The following is a 26,291-nucleotide window of genomic DNA, read 5'->3' on the forward strand; positions in this document are numbered from 1 at the left end:
TCATTCTGTTACAGAATATTACAAACTTTATCGAGCCGAGCTTAATAAAATCCTATTATGATGATAATTAAATAGTTATAACGATTATTCGTGATAAATTATCAATAACTCGTTGGTTTTATCTGTTTTGCTATTTTTCTTATACCATCTTGTGTTCACATACATCTGTCGTAATCGCCTAAGGCTATATTTAAGTCATATAAAAGGGTACTGACGTGATGAACGCCAATACCCTTTACTCTGCTATCGTTGATCTATTTCTTTTTCACTAATAAAGGCAATAACAGTACTGCCGATAAAAGCGTCGCAATTATCATTGTTATAAAGAAGCCATTCCAACCCGCTGTTTCAATGACTTTCGCAAGTGGATAACCTGATAAGGCGGCACCTAAATAACCAAACAAACCAACAAACCCTGTTGCGGCACCTGCTGAATCTTTATGAGAAGCTTCGGCAGCAGCCATACCAATTAACATTTGTGGACCAAAGATAAAAAAGCCTACAAAAAAGAAGCAGACAGATATCAACATGTATCCCATTTCAGGGAATAGCCATAAAAAGGCAGCGACTACGCCAATTCCGACCATAAAGATAATATTCATTGGTGTCCGGTTTCCTTTAAAAAAGAAGTCGGACCCCCAACCTGCCACTAATGTACCTATAAACCCACCCACTTCTAAGAATGATAATGCTGAGTTAGCTTTAATTAAATCATAGCCATACTCTTCAACTAGATATAAATTAGTCCAATCATTCAATCCGATACGTACTATATAAACAAGGATGTAAGATACGGCTAATAGCCAAACATATTTATTGGTAAAGATATATTGAACTAATATCGGCCAAAGTTTTAATTTACGGCTAGACGCTTCTTGTTGTAATTCAAGCTCATCATTACGCCAATGTCCTACTGTCGGTAATCCCATCGTAGAAGGCTTATCCCTTAAACGTAAACAGACGAATAGCCCAACAATAATCGCGATAATACCGGGTATATACATACCATAACGCCAGCCATAATGAACCGCTAATCCTCCTGCTAAAAGTGGGATTATCGCTCCACCAACATTATGAGATGTATTACAAATCGACCACCATAGACCTCGTTCATTGCGTGAATACCATGAAGTTAATGATTTAGAACATGGTGGCCATCCCCAGCCTTGGAAAAAAGCATTTAACACCCAGAAGAAGGTAAATAACCACAAACTTGAGCTCATCCCAAAAAAAATGTTGATAAACCCTGTTATGATTAATCCAACTCCCATAAAAAAACGGGGATTAGAGGCATCGCTCATTATGCCAGAAGCAAAACGAGAAAAGCCATAAACTAAATAAAAAGCAGTCGTTAATATACCAACATCAGCAATACTAATCCCCAAGTCTTTAATCATTTCAGGCATCACATAATTAAAGCTTTTACGGGTAAAATAATAGGTTGCATATCCGGCATATAGGGCGATCATAATATGAATACGCCAATAACGATACAGCCTATCTATTTCCTGTTTATCAGTGATGGGGGGTTGGTCGGGTAACGTTTTTATCCATCGGAACATAACATTCTCCTCAATAACCATTATTTTTATTGTTAGCTATAAAAACTGGTGTAATACATCTAATGCTTGTTGATGAAGTTCTGTTGTTCCTGCCGCAACCACTGTTTTTCCTGAATGCATAGTCAACGGCTTTCCTTCCCAATCGGTAATTTTCCCACCAGCTCCCTCAATAACAGGAACTAATGCACAATAATCCACTTCCCGCATACCACCACTATCAATACTTAAATCAATACGCCCTGTTGCAAGGCATGCATAGGAGTAGCAAGCCGCGCCATAGACCCGCCACTTTGTTTTTGGAATAATCTGTTCATAACCTGCACGATGTTCAGGTAAAACAGGCTCTGTATTACTGGAAGACATGAGAGCTAACTCTAACTGAGTGCAATTACGCGTTTGAATTGGGCGACCATTTAAAGTGGAAGGATGACCTTTAACCCCTACCCAACGCTCAGATACGGCAGGGTGCTCGATAATACCAATAACAGGTACTCCGTGGTGACAAAGTGAAATTAATGTTCCATAGATCGGAATACCTGCAATAAATTGGCGTGTACCATCAATCGGGTCGATAACCCACGTAAATTCTGACTCACCAAGCTGGAAGCCATATTCTTCACCTAAAATATTATGTTCGGGATGAAACGTTTGAATAATTTGTCTTATTTCCCGTTCAACATACTGATCAATTTCAGTTACTGGGCTTTCATCATCCTTAGTATCGAAATAAATATGTTCATAAAGTTTATTTTTTCTATGTTCAGTGAGAATATAACGTGCCCTGTCAGCCGCAACATGTGCTGCTTGTAAAAAAATACGATAATCCATAGTGACCTCTCTTTATGTTTATAATTTCTATAACCATCGTCTTTAATGATTAGATAACTAGCTGTTTTTTTATTTATTTTTATATTTATCAACGAATGCCTATCGAGCGAAAAACTTACCCTTACTGCTATTCATGTTGCACAACACAATAACCTAACCAATGGCTACGTGAATTTTTTGTTGCATTTATGTTTCAATTTATAGACTGAGGGATTTTAAGAAGATGGTCTTGATGAGTTTCAATAGAAATGGTGCGTAATTCGGCATAACAGCCGAAATTTCGTTTATAAAAAGAGAGGTAAGCAAATGACAGGAGATAAACGAGTCTTTAGGTAACTCACTTAATCAAATATTTTTACTGTTTCGTCTTTCACCCACACGATGCAAAAGAGTGACAAACTCAATATTATTTAGTGCTATTTTTCAGTGACTCTTTTCCTGACCCGCAAAGCGGGTTGACTGGTCAAGTCGATAACATTTCACTTCACCAGTCATCACGCCACTTGTTATGGGCGTTCTAAAATTCGAGCCCCCGGCCCTTTACGCCCTAAAATATCATCAGGGTTACGCAGTGGACATTCACTCAGAGATAAACAGCCACAACCAATACAATGGTCTAACTCATTACGTAAGCGAGTCAGTTGCCGGATCCGCCTATCCAACGAGGTTTTCCACTCCGTCGACATCTCTTTCCACTGCTCTGAAGTCAGTTTACTGTTAGCCGGAAACTTACCTAACGCATCTTGGATCTCTTTTAAAGGTATCCCTGTGCTCTGTGCCACTTTGATAATCGCAATATAACGTAATACCACCGACGGAAAACGTCGTTGGTTGCCTTGTGTTCTCGTACTTTGGATCAATCCTTTTGACTCGTAAAAATGCACGGTAGAAACGGGAACGCCAGAGCGTTTAGCAACCTCTCCGACAGTCAATGCCCTTGTGAAATCAATCTTATGCTCACCGTCTCCACGCCTTTTTGTCGTTTTCGTGTTTTTCTCAGCCATTTTTGACTACCTGCTCTTGACCTCAACTTAACTTAAGGTTTTATAGTTCTAGCCACTGAATTTGTCAATTCAGATTATTCCATTCTATTTTCTGCATGAGGTGGTGACAGCGCTTATTTTGTGACATGCAGGCTAACTTGATTTTAAAGGGGATAGGCTATGCCATCGGTAATTGCCAAAATTTTAGAAAGTAACACATTATGGATTATCGCTCGCTTGCTGATATTAATTCTGTTTATTTCATCTGGCTTAGCAAAGGTTTTTGACTATGAAAATAGCCTAGCAGAAATGCGCGCAGCAGGTTTACATCCAGACTGGTTCTTCAACATCGCCTCTGCATTTGTGCTGCTAGTAGGCTCGCTATTAGTACTCTTTAACCGCCTACTTTGGCTTGGAACTGGCGCTCTCGCCGTATTTTTATTCCTGACCATCGTGATTGTTCATACTTTTTGGAGCTATACCGGTGAAGAAGCCAAACTCGCGATGTTTTGGGCTATTGAGCACACCTCTGTCATTGGGGGATTAATGGCTGTCGCCATCGCAGGTCATTTCCGTGATCTTTATTTCGCTGTTAAGGCACAGAAATAGTAGGTATTTATAATGAATAAAAAAACAATTGTCACGCTGTGCTCACTGCTGATTGTTGCTGGTGGTGGCGCAGCGATTTACACCTCCTACGCCCAAGACGGAAAAGACGAACAGGCGGCTTACCAATATCCACCGGTGAAAGTCGCATTAGCACCAGTGACTCAAGACAATGCACCACGCACTTTTTATGGTGTCGGTGAATTAGAGGCTGGCAGCCAAGTCTTTGTTGCGGCGGAAACCAGTGGCCGCATTACCAAAATCAATTTTGAATCGGGTCAACAAGTGAAAAAAGGCCAGCTTCTGGTTCAACTCAACGATGCAGTTGAACAAGCTGACTTAGCTCGCTATCAGGCTCAGTTGCGCAATGCGGCACGTTTGTACGACAGAACCCGTACCTTGGCTGCTAAACATCTCGTTGCAGAAGCACAGGTCGATAGCACTCGTGCGGAACGTGATATCGCGCAAGGTTTGATCCGGCAAACACAAGCGTTGATTGCACAAAAAGCGATCCGTGCTCCATTTGACGGCACTATCGGTATTCGTCAGGTTCACGAGGGTCAATACCTCAGCCCCGGCGAAGCCATTGCAAGCCTCGTCGATACCAAAACATTAAAACTTAATTTTTCCCTTGATGAGCAAGCTGCGCCAGAGTTACATGTTGGCCAAATTGTTGATATTCATGTCGATGCTTATCCAGGTAAAACCTTCCCTGCACGTATCAGTGCCATCGACCCATTAGTGGGTAAATCGCGTACCATCCAATTACAAGCCACGCTTGAAAATAGTGACGGTGAGTTAAAGGCGGGTATGTATGCCAATGTGAATGTCGTACGCCAAGCAAACAGTGAGGTACTAACAATACCTGAAACGGCAGTGACTTATACGGCCTATGGTGACACAGTTTTCATCGCTGAAGGCAGCGGCGAAAAAATGACGGCAAAACAAGTCTCTGTGAAAACAGGCCAACGCTGGGATGGCAAAATCGAAATTGAGCAAGGGCTAAAATTGGGTGACAAAGTGATCACCTCAGGGCAATTACGTCTTAACAATGGCTCCGCCATCACCCCTGTCGCACAAGATACATTAGCAGAATCACCGGTTAAGACCGCTCAGGATTCATAAGGAAGGCGCAATGAAATTTACTGATGTTTTTGTGCGCCGACCCGTTTTGGCGCTGGTTGTGAGTTCATTGATTGTATTGATAGGGTTGTTTGCATTAAGTAAATTGCCTATTCGCCAGTATCCACAATTGGAAAGTTCTACCATTACTATCACTACACAATACCCCGGCGCATCCGCTAAGTTGATGCAGGGCTTTGTGACTCAGCCTATTGCGCAAGCTGTCTCTTCTGTCGAAGGGGTCGATTACTTATCCTCTTCCTCTGTACAGGGCAGTAGCTTAGTGACCGTACGAATGGAGCTTAACCGTGATTCAACGCAAGCACTTGCACAAGTCATGGCGAAAGTTAATCAGGTTCGCTACAAGCTTCCAAAAGAAGCTTATGACCCAGTTATAGAGCTGTCTTCCGGTGAATCTACCGCTGTTGCATATATCGGTTTTTCCAGTACAACCCTTTCTATTCCGGCACTGACGGACTATTTATCTCGGGTTGTTGAGCCGATGTACTCCTCCATCGAAGGTGTAGCAAAAGTACAAGTGTTTGGTGGTCAACAGTTAGCCATGCGTTTATGGTTAGATGCCGATAAACTTGCGGGTCGAGGATTATCTGCCGCAGATGTTGCGCAAGCGGTTCGCCAAAATAACTACCAAGCGGCGCCCGGTAAAGTGAAAGGCGAGTATGTGATTTCTAACGTCTATGTGAATACAGATCTGACTAACGTCTCTGAATTCCAAGACTTAGTCATACGCAACGATGGTAATGGGTTAGTGCGTTTACGTGATGTTGGTACTATAGAGCTAGGTGCCGCAGCCACTGAAACCAGTGGTTTGATGAATGGAGAGCCTGCAATTTATTTAGGCCTATTTGCAACCCCAACCGGGAACCCGTTGGTGATTGTCGATGGTATGAATAAATTGATGCCTGATATCATTAAAACGTTACCACCGAACGTTAAAGTAGAGATGGCATTTGAAACTTCTCGCTTTATCAAAGCCTCAATCGATCAAGTATTCCATACGTTGGTTGAAGCATTATTGATTGTTATTGCTGTTATTTATTTATGCTTAGGCTCTATTCGCAGCGTTATTATTCCTATATTGGCGATCCCATTGTCAATGTTAGGGGCCGCCGCACTAATGATGGCGTTTGGCTTTAGTATCAACTTATTAACGTTACTTGCCATGGTGCTTGCCATCGGATTGGTGGTGGATGATGCCATTGTTGTCGTGGAAAACGTCCATCGTCATATTGAGGAAGGTAAATCGCCAGTTCTCGCTGCACTGATAGGCGCTCGTGAAGTGGCAGGGCCTGTGATTGCCATGACCATCACATTAGCAGCGGTGTATGCACCGATTGGCTTGATGTCTGGTCTAACAGGGGCGTTGTTTAAAGAGTTTGCCTTGACGCTCGCAGGCTCCGTGATTGTTTCAGGTATTGTGGCCTTAACTTTATCACCTGTGATGAGTTCGTTTATGTTGAACTCAAAACAGAATGAAGGCCGCATGGCACATATGGCGGAAAAGTTCTTCGCTTTCCTCGCTCATTACTATACCAAAGGGCTGAATTTCTCACTGAGGCATCGTTGGATCACCGGCATTATCGCGGTATTTGTCTTCATCAGCTTACCTCTCCTGTACCAATCAGCCCCCCGTGAACTCGCGCCGGTTGAGGACCAGTCTGCCGTATTGACGGCAATTAAGTCACCACAACATGCTAACTTAGAGTATGTAGAGCGCTTTTCTCATAAACTGCATGATGTGATGATGGAATTGCCTGAGACGGAAAGTACTTGGATCATCAATGGCACAGACGGTATTTCATCAAGCTTTGGGGGAACTAACCTCACCTCATGGGAGAAACGAGATCGCCCTGCTTCTGCCATTCAATCAGACTTACAAGCTAAAGTAGGTGACGTTGAAGGTAACAGTATCTTTGTCTTCCAGTTACCGGCTCTACCTGGCTCTACAGGCGGTTTGCCAGTACAAATGGTGCTGCGTAGCCCACAAGGTTACCCCGTTTTGTATAAAACCATGGAAGAGATCAAGCAACAAGCTCGCGAAAGTGGATTGTTTATGGTCGTAGACAGTGATCTTGACTACAACAACCCTGTGGTTGAAGTCAAAATTAACCGCTCCAAAGCCAATAGTCTTGGTATCAGCATGCAAGATATCGGTGAATCACTCACATTATTGGTTGGTGAAAACTATATTAACCGCTTTGGTATGGACGGACGTTCATATGATGTGATCCCTCAAAGTGTACGCAGCCAACGATTAACACCCGATGCGCTTGCTCGTCACTATGTCAAAGCACAAGATGGCACAATGATCCCGCTATCAACAGTTGTTGAGATCAATACGCAAATTGAACCGAACAAGTTAACTCAGTTCAATCAGCAAAATGCGGCGATTTTCCAAGCTATCCCTGCACCGGGCGTCACATTAGGACAAGCCGTTTCTTACTTAGAGAGTATTGCTAGTGCACTACCCGCAGGTTTCAGCCATGACTGGCAATCTGATTCGCGCCAATATAAGCAAGAAGGCAATACCCTCGCCTTTGCGTTTATGGCGGCGCTCATCATCATTTATCTGGTTCTTGCTGCACAGTATGAAAGCTTAGTCGACCCACTGATTATTTTAATCACCGTACCGTTGTCAATTTGTGGGGCATTAATTCCTCTCGCCTTGGGATATGCCACCCTCAATATTTATACCCAGATTGGCTTGGTGACGCTCATTGGCCTCATCAGTAAACACGGTATTTTGATGGTGGAGTTTGCTAACGAATTACAAGCTCATGAGGGCCTCGACAAGCGCCAAGCTATTTTGAAAGCCGCTCAAATTCGTTTACGCCCCATTTTGATGACAACTGCCGCGATGGTGATTGGCCTAGTTCCCCTGTTATTTGCGACAGGTGCGGGCGCAAACAGCCGTTTCGGTCTGGGCTTAGTGATTGTCACAGGTATGTTAGTTGGAACCCTATTCACACTGTTCGTTTTACCAACCATTTACTCATTGCTTGCACGTAATCACAGTGCAACCGCATTAACACCAAGGCGTTATGAGCTTGCCGAAGCGAACCGCCTGCTAAAAGAAGATGAGGAGAAAGCGTCATGAACCACAGCATAACGAATCGTCATTCGAAAAATAGTCGAGGTATCAGTGGCAACGAAATGAGTACGATGAACAATAGCTTTGCTATGCTAATGATTTATCATGGGCTAACAAGTAGCGAAGCTAAATCCTCGCATGAAAAAGAGGTACCAACCTTCTATAAGGCCACGAGATAGCCTAAATACATAATCAGCCGCATAGTCACTATGCGGCTTTTTTGTTGAGCATGCGATTATTTTCGGCCCTCATAGAGGACTAAAACTAAATTCCCCTCTCGAATAATAATCGGTTTCCCCGGTAACGAATTTAATATCCTATCTTGCGTGCCTTCAACAACGACCGCAACATCCTGATAATTATGTTGCTCTAACAAGGTAGGTAACTGATCTAACCGATAGAAGCGGTTTGCTGCATCTGGGTATTTCAACCCATAACTCAATTCACCACTTTGATGGAGCATCGTAATATCACTACGCTTTAAAACCCATGCGAGTGCCGTACCTAACCCCACATTATTCGTCAATAAATAGGTTTTATTCGATAGCTGAGGGCGATATTTTTCGATGAGCTTTTGTGGCGTATTATTGCTGGCGATATGATTTGGGATCACATACCCCACACTGAGGCTCAATACCAAAGTACATGCCGCTGCCCACGCCCAAAAACGTCTGCGATATGAAATGATGCCGATCACGCCCCAAAATAAAAATGCGCTTGCTGCAAGTAACCGCTTATTATCTTCATCTGCCGCATAAATATCGAGTTGCCCAAAGTAAGGTAAAAAGAAGATTGCCGCTGCCGTAAATAAGCCAATACAAATATTGATAATGGCATTCAAACGGATAGCGCCAGTCTGTTGTTGTTGCTGTATCTTATCAATATACGCGGCCATTAAGATCGCAACGGGGGCAATACAAGGCAAAATATAGGTCAGTAGCTTCCCTTTCGTAATACTAAAAAAGATGAAAGGAACTAAGAACCACAGCAAGAAATAGAGATGTAGCCCTTTTTGGCGAACACTGTTTATCAGTGAAGCAAAAAAATAGCCCAGCCAAGGTAATACTGCTGCAAGCATTATTGGAATATAAAACCAGAAAGGTGAACGGTTTTGGGCGTTCTCTGACATAAAGCGCTGCACATGTTCCACCCAAAAGAAATAACGCCAATAATCTGGCTCGCGACTAGCAATCATGATGGCCCAAGGCAAGCAGACAATAAACATGCTGCACAAAGCCACAAAGGCAAAGCAGAAAACTTCCTTAAACTGTTTATAGTAAATTGACGTTAAAAAAATCACTAAGCCTGGGATGACTAAAACCAAAAAGCCTTTTGTCATCAGCCCTAATCCACCTGCGATACCTAATAAGATAAAGGCGGTTAGCTTTTGTGAAAAAACCTGTGTTGTTAGCCCCCACTGATAAAAGAAAATCGCCATTGTGATAAACGCGGTCAATATCGGGTCAAGGATATTGTATGTTCCCATCGCGAGTATCATGAGCATTGAGAGGTAAATCAGTGTGGCATTAAATGCAAGATCGGCTTTTTGCCATGCCCTTTTTGCACTGAGATAAACAAACAATGCACTGATTAAGGTACTAAAAACAACACCAAGCCTAACGGAAACGTTGTTCTCACCAAACAGCATTTGAAAAAATGCGTTTACCCAATACCCAAAAATGGGCTTTTCAAAATAACGAATATTGAGAAGTTCAGGTACGCTCCAGTTATAACTTAGAATCAATTCTCGACTTATTTCAGCATAACGTAACTCATCAGGTTGCCAAAGAAGCCGCCCCGGAAGAGGAATAAAATAAGTGAGTAATACAAACCCAAATAGCAGGCACCACTTAAGGTAGGCAACCTTATTATTTGCCATAATCATGTTTCTCAACCATTCTTTCGATAAATGTTTAATAATAATTAGATATAAACCTGAATATTATTGTTCACCTTAAAGTGACATAACATCGGGCTATTATTTAGCTTTAATCAGGTTAATCACACTATTATCATCAGTGTGAGTAAACCTCATATAAACAAATAAAAAATTAATTTGCCGTTCTTAAACAATCAATAAATGAATATAAAATAAAGTGTTAACGCACATTTCAAGCTTTTCGGTAATGTAAGACTGGAGTGGTTTAAAATAGTTCAACGTTAAAACATTATTCCATAAAATATTTAAGACATAATCATTCGTTTAATTACTCTCTTAATTCGATAACATCAATTAACGATGACAAATACCCATCAATGGAGTAATAGACTTAAATAAAATAAAGCGATACAAAAAAGCGATTATCGATAAATATTGTATTATCAATAATCGCACATATTAAGTAGCTTGATTCAGTAGATGGCTTTATTGCGCAGCATGCAGCGCTTGTTCAAGATCCGCCAAAATATCATCAATATGTTCAATACCAATAGAAAGGCGGATCATGTCACGTGAAACCCCCGCTTTCGCTAATTCAGCATCGTTAAGCTGGCGGTGAGTTGTTGAAGCTGGATGGCACGCCAATGATTTAGCATCACCAATATTGACCAGCCTGACGATTAATTTTAAAGCATCAATAAAACGCGCCCCAGCGTCCTGCCCACCTTTAATACCGAACGACATAATACTGGCAGGCTTGCCATTCATATATTTTTGCGCCAACACATGCTCAGGGTGGCTAGGCAGCCCCGCGTATTTCACCCAAGCCACTTGAGGGTGTTTTTCCAAAAACTGTGCGACTTTCAATGCATTCTCTGTATGGCGCTCCATACGCAAAGCCAACGTTTCTAGCCCTTGTAAAATCAAAAAGGCATTAAATGGAGAAAGCGCGGCCCCCGTTCCGCGTAATGGTGCTACGCGGCAGCGAGCAATAAAAGCTGCCGCACCAAAATGCTCAGTATAGCTAACTCCATGGTATGCAATATCTGGCTCAATCAATAACGAAAAACGATCTGCATGCTCAGTCCAAGGGAACTTACCTGAGTCTACGACCATTCCGCCAATAGAAGTGCCATGACCGCCAATATATTTAGTCAAGGAATGCACGACAATATCAGCACCATGTTCAAATGGACGGCATAAATAAGGTGTTGCCACCGTGTTATCCACAATTAGAGGCACACCATGGCGATGAGCCACTTCCGCTAATGCCGCAATATCGACAATAAACCCAGCAGGGTTAGTGATAGATTCGCAAAATACGGCTTTGGTTTTATCATCAATCAGAGCTTCCAAAGCGGCTAAATCATCATGTTCTGCAAAACGCGTTTCGATACCAAAACGAGGTAGTGCATGCGCCATTAAGTTATAAGTACCACCGTACAATTTGGCAACCGAAACAATATTATCGCCCGCTTGTGCGATAGTTTGGATAGCATACGTAATTGCCGCCATCCCAGATGCTACAGCCAGCCCAGCAATCCCGCCTTCTAAGGCGGCAACGCGTTGCTCTAAAACATCATTGGTAGGGTTCATAATACGGGTATAAATATTTCCCGCGACTTTCAAGTCAAACAGATCTGCGCCATGTTGTGTATCATCAAAAGCGTAAGACGTTGTTTGATAGATAGGAACAGCAACCGCTTTGGTGGTTGGATCGGGTGAGTAGCCGGCATGAATCGATAATGTTTCTAATTTCATTTGTTATCCTTATTATGCCGCAGTAAACAATATGACCTGATATAGCATATCTGTATTTACTACGTATCTGTTATATCAATAGATATTATCTAATTGTATTAAGCAGACAACCCATCTCAATGTGAAATTATTTCACATAGCTGAATATCCTATTGATTAACAAGGGCGAAGGAGTAACGCCGTGTCATTCGTGATTTATTAAGTGCTTAATCATAACTTTAAAATATAAAAAGCCTCTTTTAATTTGTTAAAACAGCCGCGACCTAGCAATCACAAAGATTAAAAAAGAAATCAAAAAGGCCCCTAATGGAGAACGCGAAAAGCTTAGCGTTTACTAGATGGAAGTGTGAATATCCTATTATTTTTCACCGAAATGCAGAAGGCACACATTCGACAGAATATCTGAAAGAAAAGTGAACGCTTTGGCAATTTAAATATCGCTATAGCGCATTTTGATGTAGAGGGAACGCTGTCGATATGGTGAGTAAGAATACGAGACGCATCTTTGCGTAGTGAACGCTCCTCTATCTGAAGGCCCGTTTACGGGCCTAAATATCAGAGCGTTATGTACCTATTAGGGTGAGCCCCCTCATACAGGAGGGGAGTTGTTAGAGTAATTGTTGCAATAGACCATAAAGGACGGAAGTGATAGCCGCTAAACCACAAATAATGGTGAAGATCTGCGCAACAATTGATGTGCTGAATTTTTTCATCGCCGGCACAATACGCATCGCAACGACTGGCAGAATAAACAAAATAGCAGCTATCATTGGCGCACCCAGCGTCTCAATCATATAGATAATATTTGGGTTTTTGATAGCGACAATCCATGTTGTGAGAACAATAAACAGCATGGATACCGTTTGAATTTTTCTCACTGAGAAAGAAGTACGAGATTTAATTAACCCAACTAAGCCTTCATGTGCCCCTAAGAAGTGTCCAAAGTAACTTGATACGATAGCGGTAAAAGAAACAATCGGCCCGAGGTAAGAGATAATCGACGATGAGTCAATATTCGCCATATGAGATAACACACTAATGTTTTTGTCATTTGCGGTTTTAAGCTCAGCAGGACTTAATGACAAGACCACCGAAAAAACAAAAAACATCACAAATCCAGTGAGCATCAATGCTGCGCCGCCTGTGATCATATCCGTTTTAATGACCGCATTATCACCGAATTGCTGACGCTGATCTTTTGTAAACTGGCTGATAATCGGGCTATGGTTGAATGAGAACACGATAAGCGGGATCGCCATCCAGATAACGACTGGCATTGCGGCCCAATCGGGACTCACTTCTAGCATAGAGGTATTCCATCTAGGGATAAAGTAGATGGACAAAGCTAACAAAATGAAAACTAAAGGATAAACCATCACGGAAGTCAGGCGTAACATCAAGTCACGCCCAAACAACACACCCGCCGTCATCGCACCAATTAATATCCCAGACAGTAGCCAACGTGGCATCTGCTCCATGTGTAACTGGTGAACTAAAAAGGAGTCAACCGTGTTAGTGATACCCACACCGTAAATCAGAACGATTGGGTAAATAGCGAAAAAGTAGGCAAACGTGATAATGTTCGCCCCCGTTTTACCAAAATGCTCTTCTACCGTATCCGTAATATCTGAATTGGGATTTTTCGCGGATAAAACAAAACGAGCCAATCCTTTATGTGCTAACCAAATCATTGGCGTCGCAATCAATGCAAGTATTACCAGCGGCCAAAAACCGCCACTTCCTGCTTTAATCGGTAGAAATAACACACCCGCACCAACCGCGGTGCCGAATAAAGATAAGACCCATGTAAAATCTTTATAAGTCCATTTGTTAACTGGTTTGTCTGTCGTCTTCATAGCATTATCATTAATTGTTCATATAAAAAAGATGTGCGGATTTTGCATCAATTACTATTGAGTACCTAGCTTATTTTCCGGCTTTTGTTTGTCTTTTTGGTGCAGATCTCAAAAAAGGCGCTTAATAGGGAAAAATGGGGGAGAATAAAAAATAAAAAACCTTATTTTATTTAAAGAAACACACTAAAAATTAACAAATTTTCGATTACTAGCGTGATTAACTATCCGCCTTCAAATAAAAAAGCGGCTGAAAAAAGATCGCTTCAGCCGCTTTTCCAATCACAACACTAAAAAGTGATCAGCGATATACTGGAACCAAAATTTCCGTTGCAATAATCACCACCAAAAGGCCCACTAATACAGGAACGGAGGTTCTTTTGACCACTTCAAATGGTGATATTTTTGCCATACCGGATACCGCGACGACAACGCCAGAAACGGGTGATAATGTTCGTCCTAGGTTAGAAGCCTGCAACATAGGGATCACTAAATAGGCTGGATTCACTCCCATCTGTTTTGCTAAATGAGGAATAAGTTCAACAAAGGCATAGAAAGGCGCGTTCCCTGAGCCTGTTGTCATCGCCGCTAACATGGTGATAATGACCAGTACAATCATCATCACTATTGCACCAGAGCCGAAGGATTGCGCTAAACCAATTAGCCCCTTGATAAAGCCAACACTACTTAAGCCTTGTGCAAAGACCCCAGCGGCCACCAACAGCATCACCACACTGGCAAATGCATCAGCCATACCTTTATAACAGGCATCTAACCCCGAATAGACCTGTTTGGCATTGAAACTACGTAAAAATTCAATAACTGCCGCCAAAATAATACAAGCAACAATAATTGTGATGATGTGTAATTCAGGCGCCCACTTACCATCAAAGATCAGCACACCAATAATCGGGGTGAACGGTAAGATGGCATAAAAAGTCGGAGCATGAGTTTTAATTTCACTCACATCCAACATTTCTGTGTTGACCTGCTCTTTTTTATCGAGGAAACGCTGCCAGAAGAAGTGAGCGATAGACATGGCTACGATCGCAATAATTGAAATAGGTAACGTCGTTTTAAAAGCAAAATCAATGAGCGGCATTTCGGCAGCTTCTGCCGCTAAAATCACATCGCCAGAAGTTGGCGCTAAAATAATGGCCGCTGGTGAAGCACAGATAGCGGCTGCGGCGCCACGACTAATCCCCACATTTACCATGACAGGGAACAAGGTCGCCATTAATAATACCCCTAGCCCCGTCGCCGAAGAAACGGCCAATGACATTAAACAAGCGACAATATAAGCGGCAACCATCAACATATAAGGTGAGTTGATCATCTTTAATGGTTTTGACGCAATTTTGACAACAACATCATTTGCGCCAATGTGGGTCATATAAGAGGCAAACCCACACAACACCATGATCATCATCCCTAAGTTGCCACCACGATCCATCAATAAGTATTTTATATACTCAATAATGTCGGTCGCACGCCATCCCGTAGGTTTTACTGCTTCTGGTAAAATACTTTTCCCCATAAGCACGGTAATGATCAGGAGTAAAATACCGCCTGTCATCAACACACCCGTTGCTGAATAGCCTTTGATAATATAGCGCCCAACGCCTATCGCGACGATGACGCCAATTAACAACTCAATCATATACTTCCCCTGCCTGTTTCATTTTTTATTTGATGGTACTTTGCCCAAGATATGAACGGGATTTACTGACGCGGATCATGTCAATATCAGATAATTATGACAAATAAACACATTAGCAATACATTAAATGGTAAATAATTTTATAAGGATGGGAAAAGAAAGACTAGCCCACTGCCGAGCGGAGAAACCATTATCTCGACACGCCACGTGCAGCGCCGTTTGTACCTCATCAAACAGCACAGAATTTGCTTCACCGTAGACAGCTATTTCCTGATCGCGATGGATAAACTGGAGGGAAAAATTTGCGTTTAAAGGGGACGTACTGGTGTTGATATTGGCAGGGATCAGTCTGTTTCTCACGTATTGGAGCATGAGCGAGTATCAGAACCTGACCGAGTGAAAACGGTCAGCCAAAAGATATCAGACGCAGAGCCACAATATCGAATTGACCAACTGCACCATGGACGACAAGCGTAAGAGCGCGTTATCAGCACGTTATCTCAGTGTGTCGGGGAATTCGCGGCACAGGACAGTCAGTTAGCCATGCAATACAGGGAAATCAGTCAACAGTTAGAAAACGCTAGTTAAGGGTGTCTTAATTAATGGGGAGTGGACAGGTATTACCACAATGAAACAGGATCTCCATTAGAGGCCTATTTTGAGCAAGGGGATTTTGCTTTTGATGTGGGTAAAAATGATCTAGGCACAACCATTTGGCATTTAGTACGTCAAGGAAAACGAATTGATTAGGCACAAAGAAGAAAATGCGCTGCACCATTGATAACCGTAAAGTAATTCAAAAAGGAGATACCACATCAACGGGCGGTACTGTATTAGAAGGAAGCGATGTTGCTAGTCGGAAAGATATCGATATCGCTACAGAGGGTATGAAAGTCTTTTGTCCGGCGTGTAAAAAAACAGGCACTATCAAGGCCGTAATAATGCCTCCTAGAGTAAAAACTATTCACGTCGTATTGCAAATAGCACTTATCTGGAATTGGAGAAAACCGATTAGCCGCACCAACCTAGTTGCTTTGAGGGGGCGTGTACGCGCAGGAATGTGATTAAAAAATTAAATGATGGGTTATCGAAACTGTTCAAAAATCATATCACCTGAAAAACCTCGATACTGTAAATAACGGACTTGCTTGCTTTTTTCTTTAAAGTCGCGAGGAATTTCATCGCCGAATTTTTTACAACGCACATCCGTCGCAAGCTCAAACCAATCCACATCAAGCTGCTCAAACTGCTGTTCAATTAAAGTCGCAGTAAAACCTTTTTGGCGTAATTCCTGCTTGATCCGTAATGGTCCATAACCTTTACGAATATAACTACGTAACTGTAGCTCTATGACGCGAGTATCATTCAGGAAATGCTGTTCACCTAAACGTTCAATTACCCGCTCAATCAACGGCTCGTCAATAATACCGTCATTTTTTTCATACATACGCCGTTTCATGCGTGCTGATAATTCCGCCGTTCCGTAATCACGGCGAGACAGCATAAATAACGCATATTGATATAATTCAGTTTCATTCATATACGACACTCTGTAATAAAAATGGGTACTCAAAGTACCCATTCTATACGCCAAATTATCCGAGTGCAGCTAAGCAGAGATTTAATGCACTTGAGACCCAGACAGTAATTTATAAATGGTATCCGGAGTATAATTACCGTCTTGGTAATAGATGGTCCAGTCGGTGATATCATCACGAGTCAAAGGATATACTTCCCCTTCCTGCATCGTCTTCACATAGAAAGGATGATTGATCAAGCGCCCCTCAAACTGATCACCGTTCCATGAAACGGGTTCAAACCACATATGCTCATGGCCATCGTAGTCATCTTCCTCGTCACGATAACCGATGCCACATTTCACCAAGAAACGCCATTCGCTCTCTTCTTCGGTGTCTGATTTTCCAAGTAGCTTAGAAAAGAAGCCTTTTTTCTGTACTACAGGTTTCGGACCATAGTTATCCAGCATATGGGTAAAGTATTCCCAACGCAATTTAGCCTTACGAGACATATCCGCCGTTTCTTCGTCGGTACGCATAAACATCATGGCGTTTTGATCTTCAAAACCTTTAAAAAAGCTTTCTAAAACTGGTTCTTCTTGTGTCACTCTAAAGAGCATCACAGACGGATGTTGATGAGACTCATCACGATCCTGCCAATCCCCCATAAAACGGTTGGAATCAGCATCGCCAAATTCATAATTCATCTCTTCGAGTGGTTTCAAATTATCAATTGGCGTTGATTGCCCAACATGTTTTAAGCCTTCTTCAAACGGTAGCGCCACTAAATACTCATAACCACTTTCTGTTTGTCCGATAAAAATTGGTTCATTAAACTCAATTTTGCCATGTGTAATGCTGTTATTAACAAAGCTCCAAAATAGCTCTGGAATACCGTAATAAGAAGCAATCGGATGTGGAATAATGATTTCCGCTTCGGATAAGCCACAACGTGCAAGGCCATGCGTGTGGAACCAATACATGGTTGGGCCACGCTCCTCGTTCTCTTGCTCTTCACTTTCGTCATGATCATAAATAGCGTGAACAACATATAAAGAATCGATACTTGGCATTAAGTCATCGATAAGTTGGAAATTTAACCATTCACGAGTAAAGACTTTCCCTGCCGCCGATAAATCAAGCCCCAACAATAAATCAGGGACTAATATTTGAATAAGTTTTAGTTGCTGTAGATAGCTAACCAATGGCTGGTCTCGAAATAGACACTCAACAATCACCGCTTGCGGTGCAGCGCTTGCCTCTGCATACAATTCCGGGCTGATTGGATCGGTTGAAAAATAGGGATTAATGACGTACTCAGGATCACTATCCACTAATGAGACATAAAAACGCAGTTCTTCTTCTCCGCGTTTACATGAAAAGAAAAAATCACTTTCACTTTCAGGTAAATAATCAATTTCACCTTCAGTAAAATAGTCTTGCTCTTCTAAACGTAGCTCTAAGAGAGATAACGTTAATTCAGAGGCAGGGATTGCCACCATCATAGATGCTTCTTTTTCACCTTTACCGGCGGCAATATCGAGGTATTGTTGTTTATTATTCATTATATAAGCCTATAATTTATTTACTCGGCAAAGGATAGCAGCTTAGTCTATCGTTTTATATTGTGAATAATCTTAACGAATTCATATTAAAATGATTATCTGTATATTTAGAAATAGTCATTATTCGACAACAACTTATTCTACTTTTCAATCCGAAGTCACTCAGGCACAATAACCTTAATTCAACTATCCTCTTGGATACTCTCTTTTATGACATTTAAATATGGGCTTTAGATATGGCAGAACTCACCAAAGAGCAAAAACAGTACGTTGATCAGCTCGCGATGGAGCGTGTTTTTGATATGAACAATGATGATGTTTTGATCAATGCATTAGAGCAAAAAGTACACCAAATGGAAGATCATTTAAAAGCCTACTTCCATGAGCGTGTGCATTTTCATCAAAACAAACAGAAATAATCAGACGATCGTCAATAAAAGAAGCTCCCCGCTTCTTTTATTGTTTGTGAACACTTCCTTCTCAATCTAATAGACTATAAAAAGTAATTGACCAAGCTCAAGTTTTCTTCAAACACAGCATTTAACGCCATCTATTAATTCCCCTATTATGCTAAACTTACCACTCGTCTTTTATAGACTTGTTTTCCCTTGTTTATTTCAATGTTGAGCCTATTTATGACACGCATTCAACTTAGCAAAGCGTTGCTACTCTCTTGTTGTTTTTCTATTCCTGTCAGCTTTGCTGATAGTGATCGCCCACTTTTTTCAATCACCATGAGTGAGTCTGGCGTTCCACAAAATAACAGCGAAGGTGGTATTACGCGCTCATCCTCAAGCGAATCTCGTGTATTACCAATTTGGGGCGATGAAGCACGCGCCCGCGGTTACGATATCCCAGAGCCTTTTGGTGTGAGCTACGGCTATATGAACCTGCGTCAAGATGTTGTCGTGGATAAAATCGGTTTTATTTCTAATTCAAATATGGACTTAGAGAAATTACTCCATATCGAAACTGGGCATACACGTAGTAAAAATGAGTCACATGTCTTAAAGCTTGATGCTTGGGTGTTCCCTTTTATGAATGTGTATGGGCTCTATGGAAAAACAAAAGGAACATCAAAAACAAATCTAAATAACGTAGAAGCCCGAATGAAATTACCTTGGGGCACAGATTGGATTATCCCTATCGGGAAGAATTTACCTTTCGAATTAGAGTATGAAGGGAAAACATACGGCGGTGGTGTCACTTTTGCTGGCGGGTACAACCAATTCTTTACAACCTTAGATGCTAACTATACTAGAACAAATCTAGATATTTTAGACGGCGATATCTCAGCCTTAGTTATTACCCCACGTGTGGGTTATGAGTTTATTTTTGATCCTCTGATTAGCGGTCAAGGAAATACAAAAATTCAAGTTTGGACTGGTGCTATGTACCAAGATATTACCCAACGTTTTAAAGGGGATATCAGTAAGCTTGATCTACCTCCTGATTTAAGCAAATGGATGATATTTGCACCCGGTGACACAAAATTCGATGTTAAACAACATCTTGCCCATAAATGGAATAACATTGTCGGCGCACGCGTTGAACTGACTCGCAATTTTAATGTTCTGACCGAAGTTGGCTTTAATAACCGCAATAGTTTTTATATCTCAGGTGAGTTTCGTTTTTAATGCTGCAGCAACAACACTCTTCTTTATTAAGGCTGACACTGCTCAGCCTTTTTATTGCCCTCCCCACGCAAGCAGAACTGCTACCTGATCGGCAAAAAATTGATGGCTGGTTAAATGATCTTGGTGGTACAAACCATTTCGATGAGAGTAAAACCATTGATTGGGGGTTATTGCCCGGCCCTTTCTACACCCCCGAAATGGGGATTGGTATAGGTACTGCATTAGTGGGGTTATACCGCATTGATAAAAATGATAAAGAGACTCAACCGTCTTCAATAGGTTTAAGTGGCTTTGCCTCTTCTACAGGCGCATTTGGCGTTAACTTTACCAACTATAACTTTATTGACCATGACCAATGGCGGTTATTTGTTTCTGGTACGTTAAACAATATTCCAACCTACTATTGGGGGAAAGGTTACGCCGCCGGTAAGAATGACCATAATAAAGAAAAATATCACTCTCAAGAATTTGAAATTACGCCTCGTGCACTCTATCGTCTCACCGACGCTACTTATATTGGGCTCGGCTGGAACTTTTCTTCTATTAATGCTAACGACCCTGATGATGGTGCTAAACGTTATTTTCAACAATCAATTGGCGGGCAGTCTGTTATTAATTCAGGCATGAGTGCCTACTTTAGTTATGATACACGCGACTTTTTGCCAAATGCGCATCACGGGCAGGCTTTCGAAGCGGTCTACACTTATTTTTCGCCGAGTTTTGGCAGCGATACACGTTTTCAAAGTACCCAATTACAATACGCCTATTACCACGAGCTCACTGAAAACACAGTCATAGCACTCGATAACTATGCACGATTTACCACGGGTGAAGTACCATGGGATCAGCTGTCATTATTAGGTAACGCCAATCGTATGCGAGGCTACTATGAAGGTCGCTATCGCGATAATAATATTTTTACGACACAATTAGAGTTACGGCATAAACTCGATTGGCGTCATGGTATCGTCGGCTGGGTAGGTACAGGCACGATGAGCGATAAAACGGCTGAATTAGGTGAAGGTCATTGGTTGCCTACCACGGGTGTCGGTTATCGTTTTGAATTCAAACCACGTATGAATGTACGGCTCGATTTTGGGGTTGGTCGCAATAGCACTGGTTTTTATTTTCAAGTAGGGGAAGCTTTTTAATGTTACAGCGATTAATCATGCTTATATTCACTTTATTATTAGCAGCATGCCAAAGCACTCCCCCCTACAAGCTACCCAGCGTCCTTCCTGAGCTGAGTAGTGATACTCACGAATCAGCGACTCAGACATGGCCAGTATTATCCCCTCTAGCACCGCCTCAAGGCCTAAGAGCCTGTTGCGCTTTTGGCTATGATCTGCACGCACAACTTTGGGGTATCCCAGTTCCTTTCTATACGATTGATAATATCGTCGAAGCCGATAAGTTAGGTGAACATCATTATAACGATAGCTTTTTCGGGGCCACCGCCGCTTTAATGGGCGTGAGTAAGGAAAAGGTTGGCCTGTTATATAGCGAGAAAGGCGGGTTTATCGATATTTCCCATGTCAGGGACACGGCTGACTATACCCTCTTTTTGTTTAGTCAAATTTACCCAAAACTGGGGGAAGGCTGGACGCTCAAATTAAGTGATGAACTGGCTAGCCGACAAATCGTCTTCCACTCATTTGCGCCCCCGACTTCCGCTCAGGAGCGTTATACACTTAGCGCTTATTTAGCAGCAAAATTGGCATTCCAGCTAGCAGCTTGGCATGAAATTGCCCAATGGTATGGTTACCAATCTGTTCCCGGCTTTTCCGAGGGGATCTCAGCTTTTTCACCAGAAGACCTCTATTCCAACCTACTTGGCGCCCGTTTAGCCATGACATTAATTTTACAGGGGAGAGCGCAATCATTGCCGATGTTTTCTCAATCTCTGGAAAACACCCTGCCTATCGCATTGGAGCAGCTAGGTGCGAATAGTAAATCACAAACTCGGAAGATGTTCGACCGTGTCGATGGCTTATGGTGGAATAGCTACCAACGAGTTCCTGAAAAATTCCTTGTGTTAACCCGTGACTACGATACCTCAGATAATCGTTATCCTTTAATACCTTTGCAAATGATACCCACTGAGCACTTACGTTTAAGTTTGCCTAACGAGTATCGAGGCTATGTTTTACACCAGCTTGCGCAACTTAGGTTATTACCGACAAAAAAGATGGCCCAATTGCCTATTCCGCAAACCTATTGGACCGTCGCTGATTTTCCAGCTTTATCCACCAAAGCGCAAAAACAGGATCAACAGCAGCAGCGATTGTCGTTTTAAAACAACCTAAACGAAAATAGGTGGAGATTGCTCACTTAGGCTAAATTTCCACCGATTTTTCACCCCCTCCTCCGCATTTTATAGCTCATTTTTTCACCCGAAAACTGCTCATATTAATATCATCACCCTTTGATAAAAACGCAAATTACCAATTTTGTATAAAAAACAGGCTATCGATCGCTTAATAAATAAGCAAAATAACCTTATAATAACGAGGTGAACTGTATGTTATTTACCCATATTTGAGTTAGGTTAACTTGTTTTTTGTATCAATACATCATTAATATTTATTAGTTTTAAGTGTAATATTAACATAAGAAATACAAAAACATTATTAAACAAGGATAAGTTAAACAAAAAATAAATCACAATGTGAAAATGCAGTAATTTAGCTAAAGTCAGCCGGATAAAAGTAGCTACCCAAAAATTATTCTGTTACTATTCGCTCGATTTTTGTTCAGAGAAATTAGGAGAAGCAAATGCCCTCTCGAACGATGAGGACAAACGCCGTCTTCGCTTTCTTACTGTTATTTTTATTTTCGGGGTTGAGTTTTGGCTCAACAAGTACCAGTACCACACTCAAGAAAGAGTATTCTCACAAGGCCGTGCAGAGCTCAAATCAGGCTCATACACCTCTGCCTGATTTGCGAAAATACCCATCCGGTACACCACGTAAGAAAGCGTTTTTAAAAACGATTGTCCCTGTGATTGAAAAAGTCAATCAAGAAATCATGGCTGAGCGTAAATGGTTACTTTCTGTACGCAAAAACAAAAAGTGGAGCGCACAAGAACTTCGCCGTCTAGCTCAAATATGTAATAGCTATGGTATGACCTGTACCAGCCCAAATAGAGTCAATTGGGATAAGCTGTTAAGCCGTGTTGATATCATGCCAACCCATTTGGTTGCGACCCAAGCAGCCACTGAGTCAGGTTGGGGAACGTCACAGCTAGCACAGCAAAACGGTAATTTATTTGGTATGAGATGCGGCAGAGGTTGCCAAGTCAATCAGGGGAAAATTAAAGGCTATTCCGCCTATAACTCTGTTGAAGAGACCGTGTCTGCCTATATGAAGAATATGAATACTCACAATGCTTACGAGTCACTACGATCGTCTAGAGCAAAACAACGTTTATCAAAAGATGAGCTAGATACAACCAAGCTTATCAATGATATGAAAGGGTATTCACAACTAGGTTCCTCTTATAACCGTTATTTGCAAGAGATGTACGTGAGCAATGAAGAACTGATTACACAAGCTCAAAAAACGGCATCGACTCGAATTTAATTTGTATCACCAGGTACAAGTACTCATCTAAAATCCACTTTTTTATAAAGTGGATTTTTTCTTATTGCAACCAGGCCGATTATTAATATGATGTGAATACACATTTATACTTCAAATAATTCGAGATGCCGTTAAGCGATACAGAAACACACACTAAGTAGATCCCCTATTTTGTGGCACGTGTGAATAAATGTAGTCGGTAGCGCCGCTAACTTGATGTATGACGAGTATGCAACAATAATTAACAATCTGAGTCTTATATGAATTTTTTCTCATTCGAGTTTCTTGGCTCTTTTTTGGTATTTTTCCTTATTTACTGGAGCTGCCAGCCTAGTGCGAAGCTTCAAAATGGGCTACTAATAACCGCAAGTTATTTTTTTGTTTATTCCTTTAATCCCGATTTTGCTTATATCTTATTCGGCTATACCCTATTTATTTATTTTCTTACTAATTGGGTTTCAAATTGGCTTTCCAATAAATGGGTATTTACATTACTCGCGATAGGAATAATCAGTTGCTTTACTGCATTTAAATACTACTCATTTTTTCAAGAAACACTCCAGCAAACCTTCGATAAATTGGGGCTTAATGTAGGTTTACCTATTATTGAATTATTAGCGCCGCTTGGACTCTCTTTTTATGCTTTCCATTCCGTCAGCTATACACTTTCAGTTTGCCGCAAAGAGATCCCCAAAGCCGATTTCTTCGATGTCGTGCTATACCTTAGCTTTTTTCCGAGTATTGTCGCTGGTCCAATTAACCGAGCAAAGAATTTTATTCCACAAATTCAAGCAGAAAGCCGCGAAATACTGGATGCGCGAAAAGCAATCCTACTTATTTCATTAGCGCTGGTTAAACTGTTTCTATTTAGTGCCTATTTATCGGAAAACTTTGTGAACCCTGTCTTTGATGCGCCAGCAGGCTTCAGTGCAGGGGAAATACTCGTCGCAACCTATGCCTATGCATGGAATATTTATTTTAACTTCTCAGGTTATACCAACTTAGTAACTGGTATTGCCTTACTCTTAGGTTTTCGAGTTCCTGTTAACTTTAATGCGCCTTATATGGCCGCCAACTTAAAGGAATTTTGGGCGCGTTGGCACATTAGCCTCTCGACATTTATCCGTGACTATATCTATATCCCACTAGGAGGCAACCGAAAAGGCTTTAGTCGGATGAATACGAATGTCTTTTTGGCAATGGTGATTTCTGGATTATGGCACGGTGCGGCAATGACCTTTGTTATTTGGGGAGCCATTCATGGCCTAGGGATTGTCTTACTCAACCTTAAGAATCTATGGATGGAAAAATTAGGTTGGGCCAATAATCGATTTAATCACACCGCGACCACACTTATATCGCGCATTGTGACATTCCATTTTGTCTGCTTTGCTTGGATATTCTTCCGCAGCCAAACCTTTGATGACGCACTCATGATGATCTCACAGTTTGGGGCGCCTGGATTTATTGCATCGATAGGCTCCAGCCTCGGCCTATTAATCGCATTTTGGGCATTATTGCTGTTGTACCCTTATTTTGTACAGTCATATCACTATATTGCGAAAAAGTACCAAAATATAGCTTGGTACTATTACCCTATTCCACTCGCGCTTATTTTGACTGTTATGTTTATGCTTTCACCTTCAGGAATGCCGGGATTTATTTATGCTAACTTCTGAGTTTAAAAGAAATCTAATAAAAACCGGACAAGTCTTTTTTATTGTTTTGGTCGTAGGGCTATTATTAATTTGGCTCAATCAAGGTTCATTAGAGCGTTTTTGGCAGCAAAAATATCACCGCGATCCCCCTTGGGCGTCTCTGTCTGGAAACCCTGTTTGGGATTATGGTGCTTATTTAAATGAGGGTTCACTCGCTGCGGGTAGTACTTTCCTCTATCATGTGTCAGGGCAGCATGCTCAAGATACTAAAGACGCAGAAGCACTTGCCATCGCAAATGAAAATAGCAAACGCACCTTTCCTGAAGGCTATCAAGTTGGGCTACATTTTATTAATGGCTATCTCTATCCGGCAGAATCTCTCTCTGTCACCTTCCCTGAATTACTCAAACGCCAACAAGCGCGGGCGACATTAAAGGGCAACAAACTCGGTCCAGTAAAAGTCGCTCATACCGGGCCTATTGAGCCTAAAACGGTGGCGAAATTAGAGAAAGGTGATCAGGTTCTGTTTGCGGGTGATTCGATGATGCAAGGTGTCGCACCACATGTGAAGAATATGCTATTGAAACACTATAATATCGATAGCATTAACCTGAGTAAGCAAAGCACGGGGCTTGCTTATCCACGCTTTTTTAATTGGCCGCAAACCATTTCTAAAGCGTTGAATGATAACCCTAAAATTAAAGTGCTGGTGGTTTTCCTTGGCCCTAATGACCCATGGGATATGCCACCAGATACGGGCTATAAATATGTGAAGTTTAAAAGCGAAATATGGGAGCAGGTGTATCGTTCTCGCATTAATGATATATTAACGACTGCGCGCCAACATAATGTCGATGTTATCTGGGTTGGCCCTCCCAATATGCGCAAATCTACTCTATCAGAAGGTATGAGGTTCCTAAGGAGTCTCTATCAATCCGAAGTCGAAAACAGTGGTGAAATTTATTT

General features: G+C 41.6%; 21 protein-coding genes. 12 read left to right on the forward strand and 9 right to left on the reverse strand.

Going from position 1 to position 26,291, the window contains the following annotated elements; translation table 11 throughout:
• Positions 1–254 precede the first annotated feature (254 nt).
• The 3 genes from uhpC to soxR all read right to left on the reverse strand — a co-directional run bounded on the left by uhpC (position 255) and on the right by soxR (position 3,394).
• Complete coding sequence (uhpC, locus tag PSE69_RS13625; protein WP_036942056.1) at positions 255–1,562, reverse strand: MFS transporter family glucose-6-phosphate receptor UhpC; 1,308 nt, start codon at positions 1,560–1,562, stop codon at positions 255–257.
• Between the two features lie 36 nt (positions 1,563–1,598).
• Positions 1,599–2,390, reverse strand: coding sequence for an inositol monophosphatase family protein (locus PSE69_RS13630; protein WP_004926017.1), 792 nt, complete (start codon positions 2,388–2,390; stop codon positions 1,599–1,601).
• Positions 2,391–2,896: 506 nt separating this feature from the next.
• A complete protein-coding gene (gene soxR, locus PSE69_RS13635) occupies positions 2,897–3,394 on the reverse strand; it encodes a redox-sensitive transcriptional activator SoxR (RefSeq protein WP_004926014.1) in 498 nt (165 codons plus the stop codon).
• Positions 3,395–3,553: 159 nt separating this feature from the next.
• Here soxR and PSE69_RS13640 point away from each other — a divergent pair, with 159 nt between their 5' ends.
• From PSE69_RS13640 to PSE69_RS13655, 4 genes are read left to right on the forward strand one after another with little or no spacing between them, the layout of a single operon-like run.
• Positions 3,554–3,982, forward strand: a complete 429-nt coding sequence (locus tag PSE69_RS13640) for a DoxX family protein (RefSeq protein ID WP_004926011.1) — start codon at positions 3,554–3,556, stop codon at positions 3,980–3,982.
• A 12-nt stretch (positions 3,983–3,994) separates the two neighbouring features.
• Positions 3,995–5,104 carry an efflux RND transporter periplasmic adaptor subunit gene (locus PSE69_RS13645; protein WP_004926007.1) on the forward strand — a complete coding sequence of 370 codons (1,110 nt, stop codon included), beginning with the start codon at positions 3,995–3,997 and terminating at the stop codon, positions 5,102–5,104.
• A 10-nt stretch (positions 5,105–5,114) separates the two neighbouring features.
• Positions 5,115–8,219: a MexW/MexI family multidrug efflux RND transporter permease subunit gene (locus PSE69_RS13650; RefSeq protein ID WP_004926005.1), complete on the forward strand. Its 3,105-nt coding sequence runs from the start codon at positions 5,115–5,117 to the stop codon at positions 8,217–8,219.
• Complete coding sequence (locus PSE69_RS13655) at positions 8,216–8,392, forward strand: hypothetical protein (RefSeq protein WP_004926002.1); 177 nt, start codon at positions 8,216–8,218, stop codon at positions 8,390–8,392. Before PSE69_RS13650 ends, PSE69_RS13655 begins: the two co-directional genes overlap by 4 nt.
• A 56-nt stretch (positions 8,393–8,448) precedes the next feature.
• Here the strand turns inward: PSE69_RS13655 and arnT are convergent, their stop codons facing one another.
• The 4 genes from arnT to dcuC form a co-directional block, all read right to left on the reverse strand.
• Positions 8,449–10,098: a lipid IV(A) 4-amino-4-deoxy-L-arabinosyltransferase gene (gene arnT / locus PSE69_RS13660; RefSeq protein ID WP_004925999.1), complete on the reverse strand. Its 1,650-nt coding sequence runs from the start codon at positions 10,096–10,098 to the stop codon at positions 8,449–8,451.
• A 480-nt stretch (positions 10,099–10,578) separates the two neighbouring features.
• Complete coding sequence (locus PSE69_RS13665; RefSeq protein ID WP_121875107.1) at positions 10,579–11,853, reverse strand: bifunctional O-acetylhomoserine aminocarboxypropyltransferase/cysteine synthase; 1,275 nt, start codon at positions 11,851–11,853, stop codon at positions 10,579–10,581.
• A gap of 608 nt (positions 11,854–12,461) precedes the next feature.
• Positions 12,462–13,709 (reverse strand): aromatic amino acid transport family protein, encoded by a 1,248-nt coding sequence (locus PSE69_RS13670; protein WP_004925994.1) that lies wholly within the window; start codon positions 13,707–13,709, stop codon positions 12,462–12,464.
• A 298-nt stretch (positions 13,710–14,007) separates the two neighbouring features.
• On the reverse strand, positions 14,008–15,366 hold the full coding sequence (gene dcuC / locus PSE69_RS13675; RefSeq protein ID WP_004925992.1) for an anaerobic C4-dicarboxylate transporter DcuC: 1,359 nt from the start codon (positions 15,364–15,366) through the stop codon (positions 14,008–14,010).
• A 764-nt stretch (positions 15,367–16,130) separates the two neighbouring features.
• Here dcuC and PSE69_RS13680 point away from each other — a divergent pair.
• Positions 16,131–16,430, forward strand: a complete 300-nt coding sequence (locus PSE69_RS13680; RefSeq protein WP_004925989.1) for a PAAR domain-containing protein — start codon at positions 16,131–16,133, stop codon at positions 16,428–16,430.
• Positions 16,431–16,450: 20 nt separating this feature from the next.
• On the opposite strand, the gene PSE69_RS13685 is transcribed toward PSE69_RS13680, so the two are convergent.
• On the reverse strand, positions 16,451–16,906 hold the full coding sequence (locus PSE69_RS13685) for a regulatory protein RecX (RefSeq protein WP_014656910.1): 456 nt from the start codon (positions 16,904–16,906) through the stop codon (positions 16,451–16,453).
• A gap of 81 nt (positions 16,907–16,987) precedes the next feature.
• The gene (locus PSE69_RS13690) at positions 16,988–18,448 is read right to left on the reverse strand and encodes a DUF4026 domain-containing protein (RefSeq protein WP_004925984.1); all 1,461 of its coding nucleotides are present in this window, start codon (positions 18,446–18,448) and stop codon (positions 16,988–16,990) included.
• Positions 18,449–18,684: 236 nt separating this feature from the next.
• Between PSE69_RS13690 and PSE69_RS13695 the strand changes: the two genes are divergently transcribed.
• From PSE69_RS13695 to PSE69_RS13725, 7 genes are all read left to right on the forward strand, one after another.
• On the forward strand, positions 18,685–18,867 hold the full coding sequence (locus PSE69_RS13695) for a hypothetical protein (RefSeq protein WP_004925981.1): 183 nt from the start codon (positions 18,685–18,687) through the stop codon (positions 18,865–18,867).
• A 216-nt stretch (positions 18,868–19,083) separates the two neighbouring features.
• Entirely contained in the window at positions 19,084–20,085 is a 1,002-nt protein-coding gene (locus PSE69_RS13700) for a hypothetical protein (RefSeq protein WP_014656912.1), read from the forward strand.
• Positions 20,085–21,236, forward strand: a complete 1,152-nt coding sequence (locus tag PSE69_RS13705; RefSeq protein ID WP_014656913.1) for a BamA/TamA family outer membrane protein — start codon at positions 20,085–20,087, stop codon at positions 21,234–21,236. Before PSE69_RS13700 ends, PSE69_RS13705 begins: the two co-directional genes overlap by 1 nt.
• A complete protein-coding gene (locus PSE69_RS13710) occupies positions 21,236–22,381 on the forward strand; it encodes a DUF4056 domain-containing protein (protein ID WP_121875106.1) in 1,146 nt (381 codons plus the stop codon). The genes PSE69_RS13705 and PSE69_RS13710 overlap by 1 nt, the downstream gene beginning before the upstream one ends.
• Before the next feature lie 479 nt (positions 22,382–22,860).
• Positions 22,861–23,667, forward strand: coding sequence for a protein bax (locus PSE69_RS13715; RefSeq protein WP_014656915.1), 807 nt, complete (start codon positions 22,861–22,863; stop codon positions 23,665–23,667).
• 260 nt (positions 23,668–23,927) lie between these two features.
• Complete coding sequence (locus tag PSE69_RS13720; protein WP_036944032.1) at positions 23,928–25,346, forward strand: MBOAT family O-acyltransferase; 1,419 nt, start codon at positions 23,928–23,930, stop codon at positions 25,344–25,346.
• Positions 25,333–26,291 (forward strand): SGNH/GDSL hydrolase family protein (locus tag PSE69_RS13725; protein ID WP_272675280.1); only part of this gene is annotated, 959 nt, incomplete at its 3' end. The genes PSE69_RS13720 and PSE69_RS13725, both read left to right, overlap by 14 nt.

Origin of the sequence: Providencia sp. PROV122 (genome assembly GCF_028482365.1) — a bacterium.
Lineage (GTDB): Bacteria > Pseudomonadota > Gammaproteobacteria > Enterobacterales > Enterobacteriaceae > Providencia > Providencia stuartii.